The 20,837-nt window shown below is 48.0% G+C and carries 19 protein-coding genes; 11 read left to right on the top strand and 8 right to left on the bottom strand.

The annotated features are described in order from the left end of the window. Nucleotides 1-388: 388 nt before the first annotated feature. Nucleotides 389-703, top strand: a complete 315-nt coding sequence (locus tag ACE3MZ_RS01155) for a cupin domain-containing protein (RefSeq protein ID WP_411346661.1) — start codon at nucleotides 389-391, stop codon at nucleotides 701-703. Nucleotides 704-848: 145 nt separating this feature from the next. Here the strand turns inward: ACE3MZ_RS01155 and ACE3MZ_RS01160 are convergent, their stop codons facing one another. Next, nucleotides 849-1,205 carry an MGMT family protein gene (locus ACE3MZ_RS01160; protein ID WP_411344731.1) on the bottom strand — a complete coding sequence of 119 codons (357 nt, stop codon included), beginning with the start codon at nucleotides 1,203-1,205 and terminating at the stop codon, nucleotides 849-851. Nucleotides 1,206-1,626: 421 nt separating this feature from the next. Between ACE3MZ_RS01160 and ACE3MZ_RS01165 the strand changes: the two genes are divergently transcribed. Continuing rightward, nucleotides 1,627-3,123 carry a PAS domain-containing protein gene (locus ACE3MZ_RS01165; RefSeq protein WP_411346662.1) on the top strand — a complete coding sequence of 499 codons (1,497 nt, stop codon included), beginning with the start codon at nucleotides 1,627-1,629 and terminating at the stop codon, nucleotides 3,121-3,123. 240 nt (nucleotides 3,124-3,363) lie between these two features. On the opposite strand, the gene pyk is transcribed toward ACE3MZ_RS01165, so the two are convergent. Next, nucleotides 3,364-4,779: a pyruvate kinase gene (gene pyk / locus ACE3MZ_RS01170; protein ID WP_411344732.1), complete on the bottom strand. Its 1,416-nt coding sequence runs from the start codon at nucleotides 4,777-4,779 to the stop codon at nucleotides 3,364-3,366. A gap of 269 nt (nucleotides 4,780-5,048) precedes the next feature. Between pyk and ACE3MZ_RS01175 the strand changes: the two genes are divergently transcribed. Further along, on the top strand, nucleotides 5,049-6,017 hold the full coding sequence (locus ACE3MZ_RS01175) for an AraC family transcriptional regulator (protein WP_411344733.1): 969 nt from the start codon (nucleotides 5,049-5,051) through the stop codon (nucleotides 6,015-6,017). A 125-nt stretch (nucleotides 6,018-6,142) separates the two neighbouring features. Here the strand turns inward: ACE3MZ_RS01175 and ACE3MZ_RS01180 are convergent, their stop codons facing one another. Further along, a complete protein-coding gene (locus ACE3MZ_RS01180) occupies nucleotides 6,143-7,051 on the bottom strand; it encodes an AraC family transcriptional regulator (protein ID WP_411344734.1) in 909 nt (302 codons plus the stop codon). Between the two features lie 380 nt (nucleotides 7,052-7,431). On the opposite strand from ACE3MZ_RS01180, the gene ACE3MZ_RS01185 reads away from it, so the two are divergent. The 4 genes from ACE3MZ_RS01185 (at nucleotide 7,432) to ACE3MZ_RS01200 (ending at nucleotide 12,839) form a co-directional block, all read left to right on the top strand. Continuing rightward, a complete protein-coding gene (locus ACE3MZ_RS01185; RefSeq protein WP_411344735.1) occupies nucleotides 7,432-7,974 on the top strand; it encodes a hypothetical protein in 543 nt (180 codons plus the stop codon). 163 nt (nucleotides 7,975-8,137) lie between these two features. Beyond that, nucleotides 8,138-9,223 carry an NlpC/P60 family protein gene (locus tag ACE3MZ_RS01190; RefSeq protein ID WP_411344736.1) on the top strand — a complete coding sequence of 362 codons (1,086 nt, stop codon included), beginning with the start codon at nucleotides 8,138-8,140 and terminating at the stop codon, nucleotides 9,221-9,223. Nucleotides 9,224-9,640: 417 nt separating this feature from the next. Beyond that, nucleotides 9,641-12,175 carry a LamG-like jellyroll fold domain-containing protein gene (locus ACE3MZ_RS01195; protein WP_411344737.1) on the top strand — a complete coding sequence of 845 codons (2,535 nt, stop codon included), beginning with the start codon at nucleotides 9,641-9,643 and terminating at the stop codon, nucleotides 12,173-12,175. Nucleotides 12,176-12,500: 325 nt separating this feature from the next. Beyond that, complete coding sequence (locus tag ACE3MZ_RS01200; protein ID WP_411344738.1) at nucleotides 12,501-12,839, top strand: DUF4870 domain-containing protein; 339 nt, start codon at nucleotides 12,501-12,503, stop codon at nucleotides 12,837-12,839. A 162-nt stretch (nucleotides 12,840-13,001) separates the two neighbouring features. On the opposite strand, the gene ACE3MZ_RS01205 is transcribed toward ACE3MZ_RS01200, so the two are convergent. Beyond that, nucleotides 13,002-13,445 carry a DUF6376 family protein gene (locus tag ACE3MZ_RS01205; RefSeq protein WP_411344739.1) on the bottom strand — a complete coding sequence of 148 codons (444 nt, stop codon included), beginning with the start codon at nucleotides 13,443-13,445 and terminating at the stop codon, nucleotides 13,002-13,004. Nucleotides 13,446-13,598: 153 nt separating this feature from the next. Between ACE3MZ_RS01205 and ACE3MZ_RS01210 the strand changes: the two genes are divergently transcribed. Further along, complete coding sequence (locus ACE3MZ_RS01210; protein ID WP_411344740.1) at nucleotides 13,599-13,844, top strand: DUF6953 family protein; 246 nt, start codon at nucleotides 13,599-13,601, stop codon at nucleotides 13,842-13,844. 157 nt (nucleotides 13,845-14,001) lie between these two features. Here ACE3MZ_RS01210 and ACE3MZ_RS01215 read toward each other — a convergent pair whose 3' ends face one another. After that, the gene (locus tag ACE3MZ_RS01215; RefSeq protein WP_411344741.1) at nucleotides 14,002-14,259 is read right to left on the bottom strand and encodes a hypothetical protein; all 258 of its coding nucleotides are present in this window, start codon (nucleotides 14,257-14,259) and stop codon (nucleotides 14,002-14,004) included. Nucleotides 14,260-14,532: 273 nt separating this feature from the next. On the opposite strand from ACE3MZ_RS01215, the gene ACE3MZ_RS01220 reads away from it, so the two are divergent. The 3 genes from ACE3MZ_RS01220 to ACE3MZ_RS01230 all read left to right on the top strand — a co-directional run bounded on the left by ACE3MZ_RS01220 (nucleotide 14,533) and on the right by ACE3MZ_RS01230 (nucleotide 19,118). Further along, nucleotides 14,533-15,297 carry an FHA domain-containing protein gene (locus tag ACE3MZ_RS01220; protein ID WP_411344742.1) on the top strand — a complete coding sequence of 255 codons (765 nt, stop codon included), beginning with the start codon at nucleotides 14,533-14,535 and terminating at the stop codon, nucleotides 15,295-15,297. Nucleotides 15,298-15,376: 79 nt separating this feature from the next. Continuing rightward, nucleotides 15,377-17,275, top strand: coding sequence for an ABC transporter ATP-binding protein (locus ACE3MZ_RS01225; protein ID WP_411344743.1), 1,899 nt, complete (start codon nucleotides 15,377-15,379; stop codon nucleotides 17,273-17,275). Next, a complete protein-coding gene (locus ACE3MZ_RS01230; RefSeq protein WP_411344744.1) occupies nucleotides 17,256-19,118 on the top strand; it encodes an ABC transporter ATP-binding protein in 1,863 nt (620 codons plus the stop codon). Before ACE3MZ_RS01225 ends, ACE3MZ_RS01230 begins: the two co-directional genes overlap by 20 nt. A 130-nt stretch (nucleotides 19,119-19,248) precedes the next feature. Here ACE3MZ_RS01230 and ACE3MZ_RS01235 read toward each other — a convergent pair whose 3' ends face one another. The 3 genes from ACE3MZ_RS01235 to ACE3MZ_RS01245 form a co-directional block, all read right to left on the bottom strand. Beyond that, the gene (locus ACE3MZ_RS01235; protein ID WP_411344745.1) at nucleotides 19,249-19,686 is read right to left on the bottom strand and encodes a TM2 domain-containing protein; all 438 of its coding nucleotides are present in this window, start codon (nucleotides 19,684-19,686) and stop codon (nucleotides 19,249-19,251) included. A 39-nt stretch (nucleotides 19,687-19,725) separates the two neighbouring features. Further along, nucleotides 19,726-20,076: a TM2 domain-containing protein gene (locus tag ACE3MZ_RS01240; protein WP_411344746.1), complete on the bottom strand. Its 351-nt coding sequence runs from the start codon at nucleotides 20,074-20,076 to the stop codon at nucleotides 19,726-19,728. A gap of 196 nt (nucleotides 20,077-20,272) precedes the next feature. Next, complete coding sequence (locus ACE3MZ_RS01245) at nucleotides 20,273-20,782, bottom strand: antibiotic biosynthesis monooxygenase family protein (RefSeq protein WP_411344747.1); 510 nt, start codon at nucleotides 20,780-20,782, stop codon at nucleotides 20,273-20,275. Between the last annotated feature and the right edge of the window lie 55 nt (nucleotides 20,783-20,837).

Below are 20,837 nucleotides of genomic sequence, written 5' to 3' on the forward strand. Positions count from 1 at the left end.
ACAAGAAAATCACATACAATCCCACAATGAAACACAACTATAATGTGACGATATTGTGTCATGTTAATGGCATAATAGATAAAAGTAGACCGAAATCTGCGGATTTTGGTCATTTTTTTGTCTTTCAAACGATAAAAATCGACTTTTTTCAATAAATGTAGTATAAAATAACTACAAACACATTTTATTTTTTTGTGATTTAATACACTATATCTTTGTTTTCAAACATGTTATTATGTGTATCAGTCGTTTCTGTGGATATGATTTCATTGCGTTGTAGATTGAAGGTAGGTTTTCATACATAAATACCGTGAATCGGTTATTTAAATTACCATCAATCTAACATCATTTTATAAAAAAGGAGCTGGGTACTGTGAGTAATGTAAGCCTGAACAATGTTGGAATCTGGGAGCTGGTTGAACCTGGTGTTCGCCGTAAAGTGTTCGAACCGGGACAATCGCTAATGATGATGGAAGTGCACTTTGAAGCGGGTTCCAAGAGCAGCGAGCATGCTCATCCACATGAGCAGATGAGTTATTGCATGAAAGGACGTTTCCAATTCGTCATTGATGGCGAAGTTCACGAGCTGCACGCCGGGAAAGCACTGGCTATTCCTGCCGGAGCGCTACATTCTGCGAAGGCACTGGCACCGGGAATCCTGCTAGACTCCTTTACCCCGCTACGCGAAGATTTGCTGAGCTGACTTTAACAAAGACGATCTTATTATCAAAGCCCGCATTCCCCAACCGACGAAGGGGAATGCGGGCTTTTCTATAAGTATTAAGAAATGAATGATCATCCTGCTGTTGTTGTATGCGGGCTGGAGGATTACCAATTAGAGTATGACACTAACAAGTATTCTCTTGCTCTTGTTCTGTATGATCTGTTTGCTCCATATCGTCTACGTCATATGTGAATCGCTCCAACTGCACACGTCCATCTAGCGTGAATTCCACGCCTTCTTCCTCCAACCTTGTCCGCTGCTCAAACGCAGATTCATCATCCTGAATGGAGATCTCGCCTTGCTTATTAATGATCCGGTGCCATGGTAGATGGTATGCAGCGCTCATCGAGTGCAGTACCCGTACCACTTGACGTGCAGCACGCGGACTACCGGCTGCTGCTGCAACCTGACCGTAACTCATGACCCGCCCGGTCGGAATGGAAGAGATTACTTCAATAACCCGTCTCGTAAAAGGTTGCATGATGATACCTCCTGTATGCAAACGCCGAAGTAGAAACATTCATATTGGCTTCATTATATCAGCAAAGCAGACCAGTTCAAAAGTGCATACATCCGCTAGGAATAAGGATTATAAACAGCGCATATCTATTCCGGTAACTTATTTATACATATTTTGGAACAAAGTTAAAAAATTTATAAAATTTCGCGAAAAATGTTTCAAAAAGTCGAATCATAGTTTAAAATTCTTATAAACTCATGAGTCTAAAGTTTTAATTTTATAATAAAATAGTTCCTGATACCTAAAAATAGACTTAGCTTATAAACCATAATTTTATTATACGTTGCTGCCATATTTCCAAGTTACCTACTTTTATGCACGACCATTTCGTAAAACGCCGTAGTAATGAATCCGGCGGTTTAAAGGAGAAGACAATATGTCCATTTTTGCCCCAAGAAAGAACTCGTCCGCTGTACAGGAATTGCTGGAAGCCAGTCGTCGCCTCGCTCAAGATCCAACAGCACCATTGCAACTACAGACCGAAGATCCTGTTATGCGCGAGATTGTCGAAAATATCAGTCAGGCTGTGCATATCGTTCGTCAAAGAAAGCAAGGTATCGCGATGCGGATGAATCTAGTTACTAAAGCGATCCATGTCGGTCTGTGGGATATGGAAGTCGAAGCGGGCGATCCAGTCAATCCGAACAATGCATTCACGTGGACAGATGAATTCCGCCATATGCTTGGCTACCAAAATGTACAGGATTTCCCGGATGTGCTCGACAGCTGGGCTTCCCGTCTGCACCCTGAGGATACCGATTGGGTATTGCAGGCACTGGCTGATCATCTGCTGGATCATAGCGGACGTACACCATACGATATCGAATACCGTCTCAAATTGAAAAATGGCGAATATCGCTGGTTCCGTGCAACAGGTACAACAGTACGCGACAACAGCGGTGTGCCGCTGCGTATCGCTGGAGCACTGTTCGATGTGCATGAGAGACGCACGAGAGACGAAGAATTGCAAATGCTCGTTACTCGCTACGATCTGATTAACAAAGCACTGGTAGAAGCACCTTGGGATATGGTCGTTGAAGCCGGTGATCCGATCAATCCGAACAATGAGTTCTGGTGGTCACCACAATTCCGCCAGACACTGGGTTTCCATGATGAGCGCGATTTCCCGAACGTATTGAGCAGCTGGAGCGATCGTCTGCATCCAGAAGACAAACAAATGTCCCTAGACGCATTTGCTGCGCATTTGAACGATCATACGGGGCGTACGCCGTTTTCCATCGAATACCGTTTACAGCTCAAGAGCGGTGAGTACCGCTGGTATCATGCAGGTGGCACAACGAATCGCGATGCGAGAGGATTGCCACTGCGTGTTGCCGGTACGATTCGCGATATTACGTTTGAAAAGAACAAAGATCATGTCGTTGATGCGATGACTGAGCGTATGTCGCAGCTGTCGCAATCGATTAGCGAAATGACGATTGCGATCAATTCCGTTACTGGGCAGGCGCAAGATCTGGCTGCCGCACAAGAGCATTCCACCGAAGCTGCCAACAAGGCGAAAAGTAGTGCGGATGAAACGAAAAACATCTCTACCTTTATCCGCGAGATTGCGAACCAGACTAACATGCTCGGTCTAAACGCATCCATCGAGGCTGCCCGTGCTGGTGAACTGGGACGCGGCTTCTCCGTTGTTGCCGACGAAGTGCGCAAGCTGGCGATCCATAGTGCTGATGCTACCGAGAATATTGAGAAAAGTCTGACTGAAATGAAAGATCAGATCGAAGAAATCCTGCAACAGATTAGCAATATGACGACGCTCACGCAATCGCAAGCAGCATTAACACAACAGCTTAATGCATCGATGGACGAGATCAATCATATGTCCCAATCGCTGACAGAGTTTGCGAAACAGATCTAAGCTGCCACTTTCGATATGGTGATTTCGCAGATTGAGAAATGTAGATAACGCGATAAACCTACAACGTGATAGCAAACGTAATAGAACTACAATGCAATAGAATACCGCTAACAAAAAGCACTCTACCTAATGGCAGAGTGCTTTTTGTTATATCACGCCACCATACTATCCGGTGGCAGCAAATGAATAGAGAGCATATATAATATAGCTTGCATACACGTTGAAATGAAAATCGTTATATTACACTTGTTGAATTTTGAGCAGGTTGGTATTACCGGATTGACCGATCGGTACGCCTGCGGACAGGACGACGATATCGCCAGCAGCGATATGACCGGTTGTTACTGCATTGCGAATTGCAGAGTCAAACATTTCGTCCGTGCTGGATACTTCTTCGCCATGTACCGGAATGACGCCGGACAGCAGACACAGCTTGTTCAGTACGGCTTCGTTATGCGTAACGGCGATGATTGGTGCATTAGGGCGATATTTGGAGATCATACGAGCAGTAAAGCCACTCTCGGTGGAGATGATGATCGCTTTTGCATTCAACTCCAGCGATGCGCTCACTGCGCCTTGGCTGATCACTTCAGTGATGTTCGTCGATTGTTGTGCTCTTTTACGGGAGAACTGCTCCTGATAATCGATCATCGTCTCGGCACGACGTGCTACAGCAGCCATTGTTTGTACCGATTGCACCGGATATTTACCAGCAGCAGATTCGCCGGACAGCATGATGACATCAGCGCCTTGCAGGACAGCATTTGCTACGTCACTCACTTCGGAGCGAGTCGGACGCGGATTCACCTGCATCGATTCCAGCATATGAGTAGCTACGATAACCGGTTTACCAGCTACATTACATTTGTCGATCATTTCCTTTTGCAGTGCCGGTACGTCTTGAATTGGCACTTCTACCCCGAGGTCGCCACGTGCAACCATGATGCCGTCGGATGCTTCGATGATATCATCGAGATTTTCCATTCCTTCGGCGTTTTCGATTTTGGAATAAATTTGTACATCTTCGGCGTTGTTTTTCGCCAGAATGCTGCGAATTTCGCGGATGTCATCGCCTTTACGGACGAAGGAAGCAGCGATCATCTCGATCTTTTGCTCCAGACCGAAGTGGATGTGCATCACGTCGCGCTCGGTAACGCCCGGCAGGGACGTGTGGATACCCGGCAGGTTCACACCTTTGCGCGGTTTGATCATGCCGCCGCTGACGATTTCGCAGACGATCTCGCTATCTTTTACTTCCAGTACGGTCAGATCGATCAGACCATCATCCAGCAGAATGCGGTCGCCTTCATTTACATCCTTGTTCAATTCTGGATAGTTGACACCGATACGCTCGGAATCACCCAGAATTTCTTCCGTTGTCAGAATCAGCTTGTTGCCGGTACGAAGTTCAAAAGATGCCTCTTTTAGCTTGCCAATCCGTACTTCTGGACCTTTGATATCCATCATGATCGGGATAAACGTGTTCATCTCGGCAGCAGCCTTACGCACGTTGTTGATACGCATCACATGATCTTCCAGTTCGCCGTGCGCCATATTCAGACGCGCTACGGTCATGCCCGCTTTGATCATTTCTTTCAGCATATCTACCGAATCACAAGCAGGTCCCATGGTACAAATAATCTTCGTTCTCAACATTACAGATGTTCCTCCTCATATTGGGCGGCTGTACGTCGACAGCCCATCATATTGGCGGCTGTCACACACCTCCTGAAACCCGGGGCAGGCAAGGACGATGTACCGACAACCTGTATTATCCATTTCATTGTAGCTGTAATATACACAGATATCTATGAAATATAGTACGGTGATTGCAATATAGTACGATTTTTATCGCGAATATTGTAGAATCTCATCTATAATGAAAGCATACAATAGCGGAACGGGGAACAAAAGGGGGGAATACGATGCTGCAACTAACCAGCGTGCATGAAGATCACCGGATGGAATGGTACGAGGAACGGCAGTTAGACCCATACAGTTATATTGTTAGTTTATGTACATATGGCAATTGTGTGTACTGGGTAGATGGGCAGAAGATGATCGTGGACAAAGGCGAATTGCTGCTGATTCCACCAGGCTGCTTTTATTATGGGAAGAGCATTCCGACCCATGTGCATACGAAGCAGGTGCTTCATTTCAGTACAGGCAATGATGTATCGGCGACAGTGGTGCAACAGTGGGGTGGGAGAAGCACTACCGTTGCGGCAACCAAGGACGTGGATGTAAACGTGGAAGCGGACGCACAAGCCAAACCCGATCAGCACGCCCGCGTTGAACAGAATGAGAATGCTATGCAAGGCGGCAAAATGCCTGTGCCTGTGCCGCCGCTCCAGCTTCAACCGACAGGCTTACCGTTGCTCGAACGCAGCCATGTACTGCATATTAAGCCCGGCAGCTATGAGCGATTGCACGACATCATCAAGCAGATTGTTGTACAATGGCGGGAAAAGCCTGCGTATTATGAGTGTATGAGTGAAGGGCTGCTGCTGCAATTGCTGGTGGAGATTAACCGCGAATATGACCGCGGACAGATGCGCGATGACAAGCAGCGACTAGTAGAACAGATGAAGCGTCATATTCAGCAACATTACAGTTCGCGTATTACGAAGGAACAGCTGGGCGATGTGATTCGGCGGACACCGAACTATGCAGCGACCCTGTTCAAAGACGTTACCGGGCAGACGATCAGCCAGTATATGCACGACGAGCGAATGAAGCGCGCCGTCTATATGCTGACCGAATCACAGCTGACGGTGGCGGAGATTGCGGAGTTTCTCGGCTATGCTGAAGTGTCGTACTTTTACCGGATTTTCAAAAAGAAGATGGGCATACCGCCCGCTGAGATGATGCAGGAGCGTCCACCGATGCGATAACGTGTGCAGCCATGTATGCACGTCGCTGTGTAGATCATGCAAGTGCGTATGCCAGCATATGATCGCATATATGGCAGTTTGAGGTTGATCTTGCATATTGCTCTTCGGTTGCTTGGTTGCATCGTTCAGTTCGTCTGACTGCGCATATGCTTGGGAGAGACGCCTTTGAGCTTTTTGAACATTTTGGAAAAGAGAAACGGATCATCGTAACCAACAGAGCGCGAGATTTCCCCGATGGACAGTGCGGTATGTTGAAGCAGCTCGACCGCTCGATTCATCCGATACTCCAGCATAAATGCCTGCAAGGACAATCCGAATTTGTCTTTAAATAGACTGGACAGATACGTACGATCCAGTCGTACCGAACGAGAGATGTCCAGTACCGTGATCTTCTGGCTGTAATTCGTTTCAATATAGTCGATGGCTTGCTGAATATGCAGCTCCTTGGAACGGGAACGACCTTTACCATGATCCGGCACGGGCAGTCGGGAGATCAGCTCATACATGACTTGATACAGAATACCCTGCGCATGAATATCTCCGGCAGGCTGTTGCGAGGTGGATAATAGCTGCTCATAAAAGCTACCCAGTGTTGGCGATATGATCGGTGGCACTGTATCGTCGGGAACGATTTCCGTAGCTTGGGCATGAGGGTATGAATAAGAAGCACGAGCATGAGTCAAGCGGTAGACTGGCTCCTCCGGTGTCAATCTAGCACGCTCCATCAGCGTTCTGGCATGCAAGCCGCGAAAACCGATCCAAGAATACACCCACGGCTGTTCCGTATCCGCTTCATATTGCACAACAGTATCTGGTGGAATGAGAAAGCCTTCATTGGCACATAATCGGTATTCCCCATCACCTAGTCGAAACATACCTGTTCCTTCATGAACATAATGCAAAATATAATCGTCTCGTACGCCGGGTCCCCAAGCGTGTCCAGGCAAACATTCTTCCTTACCAAAAAAGATCAGCTTCAAATCCATCGGCTGATGCGCCTCGGATTCGGTATAAATGGTATGATTCAGCGGCATTGTACGTTAATCCCCTTTGTACCTGTATACTCATATTATGACATGAGTAGCATGAGGTGAAAAGCATGCAAACCGAATATAATGATAATCAAACATGTGATTATGACATGCCAACGATAGAGGATGTATTCATCTTCGGCTAGAATATTCAGCATAGCCTCATACAGAATCAAGGCATATGGTGTATGCACAAAGGGAGCTGCTTATCGATTCGCTACACCGTTGATTCCAGAAGCAAATGACTCCTGATAACATCTGGAAGTGTTTTACAACGAGAAAGCCCAAAATGTTTGTGTTAGTATGAATGACATAACCTATATTTTCGGAGGGAGCGGGAGCATATCGAAAAGAATCTGCTTGGCACATGTATCGTTGTTTTTTTGCTGATCTGTGTCTTTTCTTATTTCAAATTTGCCCGCCCGCCGCGTCAACAGGAAGATGGCGAGACTCGTGATCCGCTCGATAGCATCATGAAGCCGTTCAGCCTGTTTGACCGGGTCTCCATGGCAGTGATTTTATCGCTTGGACTACTCATTGTGGTGGCAGCATCGGCGTTTGCGGCATATGCCTTTTTTTATCTGGCATCCTTCATACATCTGATTGGCTTTGAGAATCGGAGTACCGCGATGCTGTATTCGATCTGGACGAGTGCAGGATTGTCGATTCTGGCTATTTATATTCAACCTGCTGCTGCGGAATGGATCTATCCCATTCTTCGTCGTCCGCTACGGTTCTGGCAAACGCAAGTCGTTGCGATTGTACGCAATACGCTGCTGTTATACACACTGGCAGAGATCATTCGCGGCGTAGATACGCATGGCATCTGGGGAGCGTTGGGCTTGGCTTGTATCTTTCAACTGATTCAGTGTATTCGGTTTGATGAGGATTTGGATGTGAGATCGGGCGACAACGAGCAGCGCTAAGCTGCACAAGTGAAGCAAGAAGAACGAAGGATATTCCATCGGTCGATGCAAGCAACTTCGGCAATAGCCTGGCGTATACATACAGACGCACCAATACAGACTGCGATCCAACGGATGCAGGAGAACGTCAGGGTATATATGTCAACAACAGGGAGATGACAGGATGAAGGAAACCGTACCATCGTTGAGAGCGGCAATCACGCTTCGCCGTATTCCCACACTCTGGATCATGAGCGTATTGCTACTGCTAGGAACACTGTTGCCATCTGGAGTACATGCCGCCGAAGGAGGAAGCACTGCTATGCAAGAGCAAGATTGTACGATTAACAGCCAGACTCGCAAGCATTATGTCAATGTGGCAGTTGCTACGCTGTGGACGCAGCCAGGACTGGCGCGTAAGCTGGATCAATCGTCTCTATCGACTCCGGTAGACATGGAGCAATGGACTGCCGATATGAACACTGCCGACAAGCGGCGCTGGCTGACTGGCAAAACGGAAACGCAAGCGCTGTACGGTCAGGAAGTTCGTTTATTGCAGGTGAAGGGGGACTGGGCATACGTAGCAGTCGTTGGACAATCCACACCGAAGAGTAAATACGGATACCCTGGTTGGCTGCCCAAAGCTCAGATTCTGACTACCACGACGGGCGCTGCTTATAGCGAATGCCCTACCGCCATCGTGAAGGACAATAAGGCACAGCTGTACGGTGAAGATCGTCAGAGCAAGCTGCTGACGTTGAGCTTCAATACAAGATTGCCAGTAACGTCTACGGTCAGCGGTTGGGTGCAGGTGCATACCCCGGACAACCAATCTGCTTGGCTGAAAAGTAGTGCAGTAGACGTATACAAGCAATTGTCGGACATTCCTGCACCAACCGGAGCCGATCTAATTCGTACAGGTAAGCAGTTTCTTGGACTGCCGTATCTGTGGGCGGGCATCTCAGCATATGGATTTGACTGCTCTGGCTTCACATCGACGATCTATGGCTTCCACGGCATTAGCCTGCCGCGTGACGCATCCGCTCAGATCAAGGAAGGAACTGCGGTGAGCTGGGGCCAATTGCAGCCGGGTGATCTGATGTTTTTCGCTCATGATAACGGCAAAGGCAGTGTGCATCATGTGTCTATGTATATCGGTAACGGTCAGATGATGCACTCGCCCAAAGCAGGCAAAACCGTCGAGATCATCTCGATCAACACCCCTGCTTACAAAACAGAATTTGCTGGCGCAAGACGGTATATCCAGTAAGTGCAAGCGACGTATCGTTAGCAACAATAGTGGATCATGTTTTCTGATCTGAGACTGAAACTGAAACATCCCCTATCTTCGTAGCTTCCATCGTACAGGTGAAGGAATCATCTGACACGAGCAAGCGCGCAGGATAGGGGATTTTTATTATGATCATGTATATTTAATTTATGTTTTTATTTATTATTCTCTTTTTTATAAATTTAATGCTTGAAAAAGAGCAGAATGTTCCTTTATGATAAATCTATCTTCACTGAGCAAAGCGTATATTACTAAAGCATCCATACGTAATACCACATTTATGTAAGCGCTTAAAAAAATAATAGAAAGGAGCATGCTGATCTAATTTCTGAGCTATGTCCATTTCCGTTCCTATGCAACACCCATCCTATCGCCAAGTGAGAAAGGAAGACACTTATGACATCTCGTTTCCGTAAACAAGCCAGTATGACTGTTATCGCAGCAACTCTGGTGATACCGATGCTGCTGCCGTCAGCAACGATCTTCGCCGCTCCCTCTAGCACTGATTCGTTACAACCAGTGAATACGCCACTGCTGACAGATCATTCAGTTGCCAATGGAAGTGGGCAGGCTGGTACAGTTGCCGCGACGTCGAGCGCCAATCATACCAGTATCGCTTCATTATCTCCTACCTCTACATGGAACGCCATATCTACTACTGCGACTATATCTACTGGCACACCGGTGTATCAGGAAGCTTCTGTGCACGATCCGTCGGTCATCAAAGTCGGCAATGAATTTTACATATTCGGTTCCCATCTCGCCTCCGCCAAATCATCCGATCTGATGAACTGGAGTATGATCTCCTCCGGCGTCGCGGATGGCAATCCGTTAATCCCGAATGTCACTACTGAATTGAAGGATGCCTTGAGCTGGGCGCAAAGCAATACCTTATGGGCAGCCGATGTCATTCAGCTGGCAGACGGTAAATTTTACATGTACTACAACGCATGCAAAGGAGACTCGCCTCGTTCCGCGATGGGCATAGCGGTCGCGGATACTATCGAAGGTCCGTATCGCGATACAGGCATTTTCCTCAAATCAGGTATGTGGGATCAGATTAGCGAGGATGGCACCATTTACGATGCGCGTATTCATCCGAATACGGTGGACCCGGATGTATTTTTCGACAAAGACGGCAAGCTGTGGATGGTGTACGGTTCGTATTCCGGCGGCATTTTTGTTATGCAGATGGACCCGGCAACTGGCAAACCATTACCGAATCAGGGCTATGGCAAAAAGCTGATCGGCGGCAACCATAGCCGTATCGAAGGGGCGTACATGCTGTACAGTCCGCAAACAGATTATTACTACATGTTCTTGTCATTTGGTGGTCTGGATGCAGCTGGCGGTTACAATCTGCGCGTCGTTCGCTCGAAAACGCCAGATGGTCCATTTTACGATGCAGCAGGTAACGATATGACGAAGGTGAAAGCCGATCCGTCCAAGCCACTATTCGACGATGCTTCCATCGAGCCATATGGTGTGAAGATGATCGGCAATTACCAGTTTGAACGCCAGATTGGTGATCCGGGTACAGGCAGTGGAGCAGGTGCAGTCTCGCCGGGGCATAACTCTGCGTACTACGACGAGCAGACTGGACGCTATTTCCTCATTTTCCATTCCCGTTTCCCGGGACGCGGTGAGGAGCATGAAGTACGTACCCATGAGATGTTTATGAACACAGATGGCTGGCTAACGGTAGCACCATATCGCTATGCAGGCGAGCAGAATCCGCAGACCAAGGTTCGTGCTAGTGAGATTGCGGGCGAGTACCAGTGGATTACGCAGGACAAACATATTAGTGCTGACATCCACAAGGCTGTATCGGCAACGTTGAATACAGACGGTACAATTACTGGCGACGTAACCGGAACGTGGAAGCTGCAAGGCAACAATACGGCGCTACTGAGTGTAGATGGAACGCTATATAATGGTGTCTTTTTACATGAAACCAACGCCGATTCTGGCAAAACCGTGCTTACACTAACCGCATTGTCCCGCGATGGGATAGGTGTATGGGGCAGTCAGCGCGAGGTGCAGAAGGACAAGCAGCTCGTCTCGGCGGTAGATGCGGATTTGAGTCTGGGCGAGACGGACGGTGTGTTTTACGATCTGGATCTGCCGCTTACAGGAACACGCGGTGTGCAGATTAGCTGGCATTCCAACAAGCCAGAGATTATTTCTGATACAGGCAAAGTTACTCGTCCGGCAGCAGGCAAAGGCAATGCCCGCGTCACCCTGATCGCTACCATTACCAAAAACGGTGCCAAAAAGAACAAAAACTTTAAAATTACTGTACTGGAACAGGCGCGTGGACCGCTGCTGAGTCAATATACCTTCAATGAAGCCAGTGGCACAACCGTTGTCGATAGTACGTACAATCATTATGACGGTACGCTGATCAATGGCGTGACTCGTGCTGTATACGGCAAGTCCGGTGCAGGCATTACACTAGACGGCGTGGACGATTATGTACAGCTGCCGGGTACGATTACAGATGCAGAGGATTATACGTTTGCCAGCTGGGTCAAGTGGGACGGCGGCGCCGCATGGCAGCGGATTCTGGATTTTGGTGATGGGATGAATGGATTTATGTTCTTGACTCCTTTTCAAGGAACCGGTGTGCAGTTTACGATTCACCGCAACAATACTGACCAGAGCATCATCACACCATCCGCGTTACCAACCGGTCAATGGGTACATGTAGCAGTCACGCTGTCCGGCAATACGGGCAAGCTGTACATTAACGGCAAGCTGGCAGGAAGCAACGACCAGATGACCTTCAATCCACATGATCTGATGACCCGCGAAGCATATCTAGGCAAAAGCCGCTTCGCTGCCGATGCGTATTTGAAAGGCAGTCTGGATGAAGTGAATATGTACAATCGCGCGCTGAGTGAGCAGGAGATTCAGGATCTGGCGAAGTAAATGAAGGCGTCAAAATAATGTAGTCTGAACAGTTGCAGGCTCTTATGTTGTTCGTTGCACCGAAGAGATATACCTATTAAAAAAGAAGCATGTTCATCTCACTTGAGCATGCTTCTTTGCTATATCGCAAGCTACATCCTGCCAGCCCTCACCTTTGGTTTAAAATACTGCCAAAACTGCATAATAGACAGTACTCATCTCCGGTATCAGGTGGTATACTCAAGGTGCATGCCAGCAATATGAAACTTTTACATAACTACCCGCGTATTTCCCGGTATACCTGCACAGCACAGCAGTTCAAATTACGAACGAAAGAGGTTAAAACATGTCTAATTATCAAGACCCGTACGGTCAACAGGGCGATCCGAATGATGTACAAGCAAACAAAGTGATGGCGATTCTGGCGTATATTCTGTTCTTCGTCCCACTGCTTGCCGCTCGGAATTCACCGTTTGCGATGTACCATGCCAATCAAGGATTAGTATTATTCCTGCTGGCACTGGCGGCCAATGTAGTCGCTGCGATTATTCCATTTATCGGCTGGGTATTGTCGCCAATCGTGTCGATTGCCGTTGTCGTGTTCATGATCATCGGTATTATCAATGCTGCGAATGGTGAACGCAAACCGCTTCCTTTCATCGGCACCATTCAACTGATCAAATAAACCGGTATTTCTTCTACTCTACATAATACTCCGGTTTGCCAAACGCACGAAAACAGCCTTCCTTTTCACAGGAAGGCTGTTTTGTTGTTGCATGAGATTGTTCTACAGCATAGATTTCCTAAATACCACTTGCTGTTAGCGTATTCTGGATTGAGCTGTTGGTTACTGTCCCAACTGCTGGAACTGATTCAGCAAACCGTTAATCTGATCGACAGTCTGGAAAATTTGCGAATTGTTCAGGTCGGCTACGGTCAATTTTCCGGCTTGCACCTGATCGACCAGACTGTTCACTTCTGTACCCAGTGTAGCGCTGTATGCAGACAGTTGCTGATGCAAATCTTGGGCAAAGGCAGGCGGTTCCAGCTGATTGAAGTTGTCGATCTGGCTCTGGGTATTCGCTAGTTGCTGAGACAGCTGTTCACGCGCTTGTGGATCGGTGAGCGCTTGCTCGGTCAGCTCCGGCAGATTCTGCGACAGATTCGATGTACTGTTGATATACGAAGTAACTTCACTAACATAGTTAACGGACTGGTTGACCTGATCTAGTGCAGAACAGCCTGACAGCAGACCAGCGACCATAACAAGCATGAGCATGTATGTTTTCAATAGAGACACTCCTTGTTGAGGGAATACCTATATTACTGCGCAACACCGCATATGGTTTCAACAATTGCCTGTTCCGGGCGCTGGCAGATATGGTACAGTTACATACAGAGGAATCATCATCGGCAACGATGACGGATAGAAAGGAAGTAGAATATGGACAATCACGATGTACAAGCGCAGGAAATTGCCAGCTGGATGGTCGAGCATATTCGCGACCGCGGCATACTGCGGCAGGAAGAAGCGATTGATTATGTGCGAGAGCAGTACGGCGAGCAATTCCTGTTTACGAGCGATAGCGGTAACGTTTCGCTCGATAAAGAGATCAAAAAAGCATTTCGGAAAAAGCACGGCGGGCGCGTTGCCTGGGATCGGGACGGTTTTTTCTGGGCTTGGACGTAAGGCACGTATCATTTGAGATAAAAGGGTAAGCAAAAGGATCATGATCCTATCGTACACATGTACACAAATACGGGAGAAATGCGGCGTCGAATGACGGATTGCATTTCTCCCGTTTGCATAGGAAAGGGCTGCGTAGTATTGAAGCAAGCAACAAATGTTATAGATGAAGTAGAGATGAGGCGGTGTTGTCGTGATCAGTAGAGACAGGCTGAGTCGGCATCGCGGAAGACTGCTCTGGTTTGTCGGTCATCAGTCGCTGTAGATCGTCCAAATTCTCAATTCGTAGATTGTTGGTCGGTGTCGTCTGGCTATCATGCAAGCCTGGCAACTGATGATTCAGATATACATACATCGCCAGACTGCTGGCAATTAGAAATGACAATAGTCCGTAAATTAAAATTTGTTTTGGTTTCATTATGGATTCCCCACTTTTCGTCCACTCTTTGGTACCTGTTCAAGCAGGTACATTTCTCTATTGATGGAAGTGCCGGTACATTTTCTGCCAGAAAAATGACTGAAATTGAATTATTGTACAGGCGTTGTATAGTATAATGGAAAGACAGCCTTTCACGGGCAGTAGCGCTTCAAGCGCGTAATCTCTCTCCTTTACACTATAAAAGCTGCCAGGCAAGCAAACAATGAAAGGAATCTGATGATTCTGTCATTGAGCCTTCGCCAGGAAGGCGCTATGCTGACATGGCAGTGTATTTGTTGTGGAATGAGAATCTACTGGAAAGTGAGCGATGATCCCATGCCGGACATTATTAAAGTAATTGTAGATACCGCCGGCCAGGAAGGCCATGGTTCTTTTATTTATTTGGAAACTCATAAACCGATTCTGATCGGACGTCATACAGGCAGCGCGCAGACGGATCTGCCGCTGTATAACCAGCTCGTATCCAAGCAGCATTGTGTGCTTAAGCGTATCCATAACGATATCTACGTCGAAGACCTCGGCAGCAAAAATGGCACCGAGCTGAACGGTCAGCGTCTGCAACCTTACCAGTCGCGCCGAATTGGGGATGGCGATCAGTTAACGCTGGTGAACGGATTGGTCACACTGCATCTGGAACGAGGTACTGATCTGGAAGAAACGCGCGAGTACCGGGTGAGCGATCTGCTGGAGCATGAAGTGCGTCTGAACGATTATTTGCAAAATATTCAGGTGGGCGGCGACAGCATTACGCTATCCAAAAAGGAATATCAGTTGTTCAAGCTGCTGTACAATTGTCTGGATCATTTTGTGACTCGTGAGCAGATTGTACGCGAAGTCTGGCCGGAGCGTTGTGTCGATGATGCAGAGCTGGTCGGTGTGGATGAAGTGAACTCCTTGATCTATCGAACAAATAAAAAGCTGGGCGACCATTTTACAATTCGTTCGGTTTACAAAAAAGGGGTATATATGAAGAAGCAGGATCAGAGCGAAGCACTGGATCGCCATACATCCTCCTGAGGAACGGAACAGCTGAGAGCATCGATAATTGCTGGATCGTGAGCAGACGGCAAGCCATTCAAACATAAGGGGGATCACGATGACGCTATTGCTTTCCTTTTTGAAGAAATACAGGGTTGCGGCAGTACTGGCGCTGCTCATGATGCTGATTGAGCTAGCGCTGGAATTGCTGCAACCTTTTCTGATCTCCAAAATCATTGATGACGGCGTGAGTGAGCGCCATATTCCTACCGTTCTGTTATGGGGCGGCATTCTGATCGGCGGAACGATTATTGCGTTTATCGCCGGTATTTTTAGCTCTTTTTATGCGGCATATGCCAGTCAGGGGCTAGGCTATGATCTGCGGGAGGCGTTGTATCGCAAGGTGCAGTCCTTTTCATATAGTCTGTTCAATCGGTTTGCTACGTCATCGCTCATTACGAGATTGACGAACGATGTGACCATTTTGCAGGATATGCTGTTTATGGGGCTACGCTTTATGCTGCGAATTCCGCTGCTCGTCGTTGGCAGCAGCATTATGGCGCTAGTTGTTAACGTGAAGCTTGGACTGCTGCTCGTGGTAGGCATACCTGTGCTACTGGTTTTTGTAATCGCCATCATGAAGCGGGCAGCGGTTTCGTTTGAAAAGGTACAGCGGCGATTGGACAAGGTCAACAATGTGATGCAGGAAAATCTGACCGGGATGCGGCTCATTCGTGTATTCGTGCGAAGACAGCATGAACGGAATCGATTTGAGCAGCAGAGCGGGGCGCTGATGAATGATACAGTATCCGCGCTGCGGCTGACGGAGACGACGATGCCGTTTATTTTGTTCGTCATGAATGTCAGCATTATCGCTGTATTATGGTTTGGACATCGAGATATTCTGTCTGGTAGTACGTCAGTCGGTGAAGTGGTAGCGATTATCAACTATTCGATGCGTACGATGGGGGCGTTGTCGGCATTTTCGATGATCGTGGCGGCATTCTCGCGTGCGCGCGCTTCGGCAGGTCGGATGGATGAAGTGATGAGTTCCACGGAGGAGCAGGCAGGTCAGATGCTGGATATGCAGCAGAAGGATGAGGGGGCAATAGCTTCCGATGTTCGTGCAGCAGTTCATCCAGACGCACATAACGGTAACGGGCAAGTTGATCAAACTGCTATGGCAATCGTTGATGATCCTGCGGCAATGGTACATATCGATCCAGTCGTTGAAACCGTTCAGGAGCGCGACATGACAAGCGGTGCTGCACTGGAATTCCGGCATGTTCAATTCCGTTACCCTGATACTGACCGCGATATATTGAAGGATATTTCATTTACTGCCAACCGCGGTGTTACGACAGCGATTATGGGCGCGACCGGCTCGGGCAAATCGTCGCTGATGCAGCTTATTATGCGACTGTATGAAGTGCAGCAAGGTCAGGTGCTGGTCAATCATCAGGATGTGAGCCAGATGAACGAAGTGTCTCTGCGTAGCATGATCGGTTATGTGCCGCAGGAAATTGTGCTATTTACCGGCACGATTCGCGACAATATCGCTTGGGGCAATGAACATGCCAGTTCCGAAGAGATTGAGCAGGCAGCGCGTATTGCCCAGATTCACGATACGATCCTTCATCTGCCGAACGGTTATGATACACGGCTCGGTCAGCGCGGCGTGAATCTGTCAGGCGGGCAAAAGCAGCGCCTGTCCATCGCCCGCGCACTGGTGCGCAAGCCTAGCATTCTTCTGCTGGATGACAGCACAAGTGCGCTGGATGTACGAACCGAAGCCCGCTTGCTAGAAGGGCTGGCAACCTTATCGTGTACGACCATTCTGATTACACAGAAGATTAGCTCTACGATACGCGCGGATAAAGTATTGCTGTTGCAGGATGGCAAACGGATCGCTGAAGGCGGTCATGAGCAGCTGTTACAACATTCGGAATTGTACCGCCGTATTTACGCATCCCAGTTTGGAGAGGAGGAGTTGCAGCATGTGGAAGGCATTCATTGATCCGTTTCGCGTTGCTAGACCGCCAACGCTTGCTGCGCGCGAGCAAGGGGATACCCCGTCGTCAGACCATTCTGCTGTCACATCCAACAAGAAGCGTGCCAAGAACTGGCGCGGCACCTTATCTCGCATCTGGACGTATCTCGTAGAGCGTCGATTGAAGTTGTTTATGGTGCTGTTTATGGTACTGCTGACATCCGGCTTCACCCTGCTCGGTCCATATCTGGTCGGGATTGCGATTGACGATTTTCTGGAACGCGAAGGCGGTCAGCTATGGATCTGGTTTCTCGTCGGATTGGGTGTTGTGTATCTGTTGAATTCGATCACCTCATGGCTGCAAAATGTCTGGATGATCGAGATTGCACAGGAAACGGTATATCGGATGCGCTCCGATCTGTTTGCCCATTTGCATCGACTGCCGATTCCGTTCTTCGGTAAACGCCAGCAAGGTGAGCTGATGAGCCGTGTTACGAACGATATTGAAAATGTAAGTGCAACACTCAATAGTTCGGCGATCCAGATTTTCTCCAGTGTGCTAACACTTGTCGGAACACTTGTTGTGATGTTATTGCTCAGTCCGCTGCTGACGCTACTGACCTTTATCGTAGTGCCGCTGATGGCATTCGGTATGCGCTGGATTACGCGGCGTACTGGTCCACTGTTCCGCGAGCGGCAGCGCAACCTGGGTGAGCTGAACGGTTATATTGAAGAAACGCTGTCCGGCGAAAAGATTATTAAGGCGTTTGGACGCGAGCAACAAGTAATCGACGAGTTTGCGGAACGCAATGATCGCATCCGCTTCTCCGGTTTCTGGGCGCAGACGATCTCTGGTCTCATTCCGAAGCTGATGAACGGATTGAACAATTTGAGCTTTGCGCTCATTGCCGGAGTTGGTGGCTTGTTAGCGATCAAAGGCAGTATCACGGTCGGCGTGATCGTCATTTTCGTGGAATATGCGCGCCAGTTTACCCGTCCGCTGAACGATCTGGCGAACCAGTGGAATACGCTGTTATCAGCGATTGCCGGGGCAGAGCGTGTATTCGAGATTATGGATGAAGATATTGAGGAAGCGGATGAGCAGCACGCATCCGAAGTGACACAGATTACGGGCAAAGTAGAGTTCCGCGATGTATCGTTTGCGTACGATACTGGTGAAGGCGGCGACACGTTGCAGCATATTTCGTTCCAAGCGGAGCCGGGCGAGATGATTGCGCTGGTCGGACCGACTGGCGCAGGCAAGACGACGCTCATTCAGCTCATTTCTCGCTTTTACGATGCGGATCAGGGGCAGGTTCTGATTGACGGACAGGATATTCGCAGCTTGCGCCGTGCCAGTTTGCGGCAGCATATGGCGTTTGTCTTACAAGATTCGTTTCTATTTGAAGGTACGGTGATGGATAATATCCGTTACGGTCGATTGGAAGCGACGGATGATGAGGTGCGGCAGGCAGCTGAGCTAGCGAACGCCGATTCGTTTATCCAGCGATTACCGGATGGGTATGAGCAAGTATTGAGCCGAGATGGCGGCGGTATCAGTCAGGGGCAGCGTCAATTGCTGACGATTGCCCGTGCGATGCTGGCTGATCCGGCGATTCTCGTACTGGATGAAGCGACCAGCAGTATCGACACAGTGACCGAGATTCGGATTCAGGAAGGATTGCAGCGGTTGATGGAAGGACGTACGAGCTTTGTGATCGCTCATCGACTGAATACGATCCGGTCAGCAGATCAGATTCTAGTATTGCAGGACGGGCAGATTCTGGAGCATGGATCGCATGATCAATTGCTGGAGCAGGGCGGCTTTTACAGTGAATTGTTCCATAGTCAGTTGAAGGTGTCGTCTTGAGTCGCAATCTGATGTATGAAAAAGACCTTTTCCACTAAAGGAAAAGGTCTTTTATGTATCCTGCCTAGGTTTCTGTTTTATTCATAGTTGCTTCTGCAAGACTATTTTGTTGCTAACGTCGATGGAGAGATTAGCGTTTGCTCAGATCTAGTGGATGGTACGGTGGTTGTGCAGATGGCGCGCTAGTCTCTCTCTGACGCGTGGATTGCGGATTGTTACGAATCCATTCCAGCTGCTGCAAAATCTCCTGTTCCGTCTGCGTGTTCAATTGGCGAACCATACGCGGAATCATAAACAGATCAATAATGATCCAGATAAACAGTGGCACTCCGGCAATAAACATAATAGTCAGTCCCACAAACGTAACATTGCTAGATGGATCGAATCCCGAGCTAATAAGCAAGGTGAAATAGCCAAGCAGTGCGACAACAAACAAAACAAGCTGAGTGACAGCAGTGGCTGTCCGGCGCAAATAAAAACGATGCACACCAAGATGCCCGCCGATCAACATGATGTAAGCTAGCGCAAGTGACTTTTCCCGTGGGCGCATTTCCGAGTTAAGCAGCATTAGCTCCTGTGGAGATAGTTCGTATCGTGTCAGCATCTCTTAGTAGTTATAATCCGATGAAATAGGCTTTTGAATTAGAATCTGATCAATAACATTGCTCTCTACATAAGCATTGCGCTCTTTCACCCATGTATGCAGCAAGAACGCATCCACGATCCACCATATCGATGTAACAATAGCGCCGACCAAAGTTAACGTCAGAATCAGTTGTGTAACGGCTGTACCAATTTTGCCCATGTAGAAGCGGTGTGCGCCGAATACACCTAGAAAATACCACAATACGTAAGCGACAACCATATTCTTGCCGTACGTCTTCACTTCCGATTCCAACAACATCAGCTCGCGTGCGTCGAGCTGACTTTTACGCTGGAGATTGTAATTCATACCCATAATACTTGAACCCCTCAATTCCTAAAAGTAGTCGTGTTTCCCAACAACAATCATATTTTAACAAGAATGTACATTTTAATCTACCGTGTTATACGTGATGCGGTAAGGTAGGTTTCTTTTTTGACATATAGAAATCGCCCGGTTTCAGCGGAAACCGGGCGATTTTACATTCATACATATATAGTACGCCAAACGATTAACTTTCGACGATAAACGTTTTGACAAAAGATGGACGTGGGAAGATGGACGGTTGCTGTACATCAATGCCTTCCTCCGTATGACGCTTGCGGTGTGCATGACTGTATGCCTGCGATTCTTGCCACGCTTTGAACTGCTCCTCGCCATCCCACAGTGTCAAAATCACATACGTATCATCATCAAGCGGACGCAGCACACGAATACCGACAAAGCCCGGTTCTTCCTCTACCTTACGCGCCCGATTCATAAACCGCTGCTCAAATGCAGAGCGACCATCCGCCGTTACCGGAATATGATTCAACACAGCAAAGCCACCACTGACAATTCCACTACTATCCAAGACTTCATAACTAAACGTATGCTCCGACCGAATATCGACTGGCAAAATCTCGTCGATTTCCATTACATAGCGCGCATCGCCATCCTGATGCAGATGGATTACATCCGGTAAATGTGCTGCTTCTGGAAACTGCTCATGGATATTATGGGAGCTGATATACATGTACATGACATATTCCTCCAATAGGTTCGATACGATTCTGATAAAAACCTGATATTTGTAC

This window comes from Paenibacillus sp. WLX1005 (assembly GCF_046603685.1).
Classification (GTDB): domain Bacteria; phylum Bacillota; class Bacilli; order Paenibacillales; family Paenibacillaceae; genus Saccharibacillus.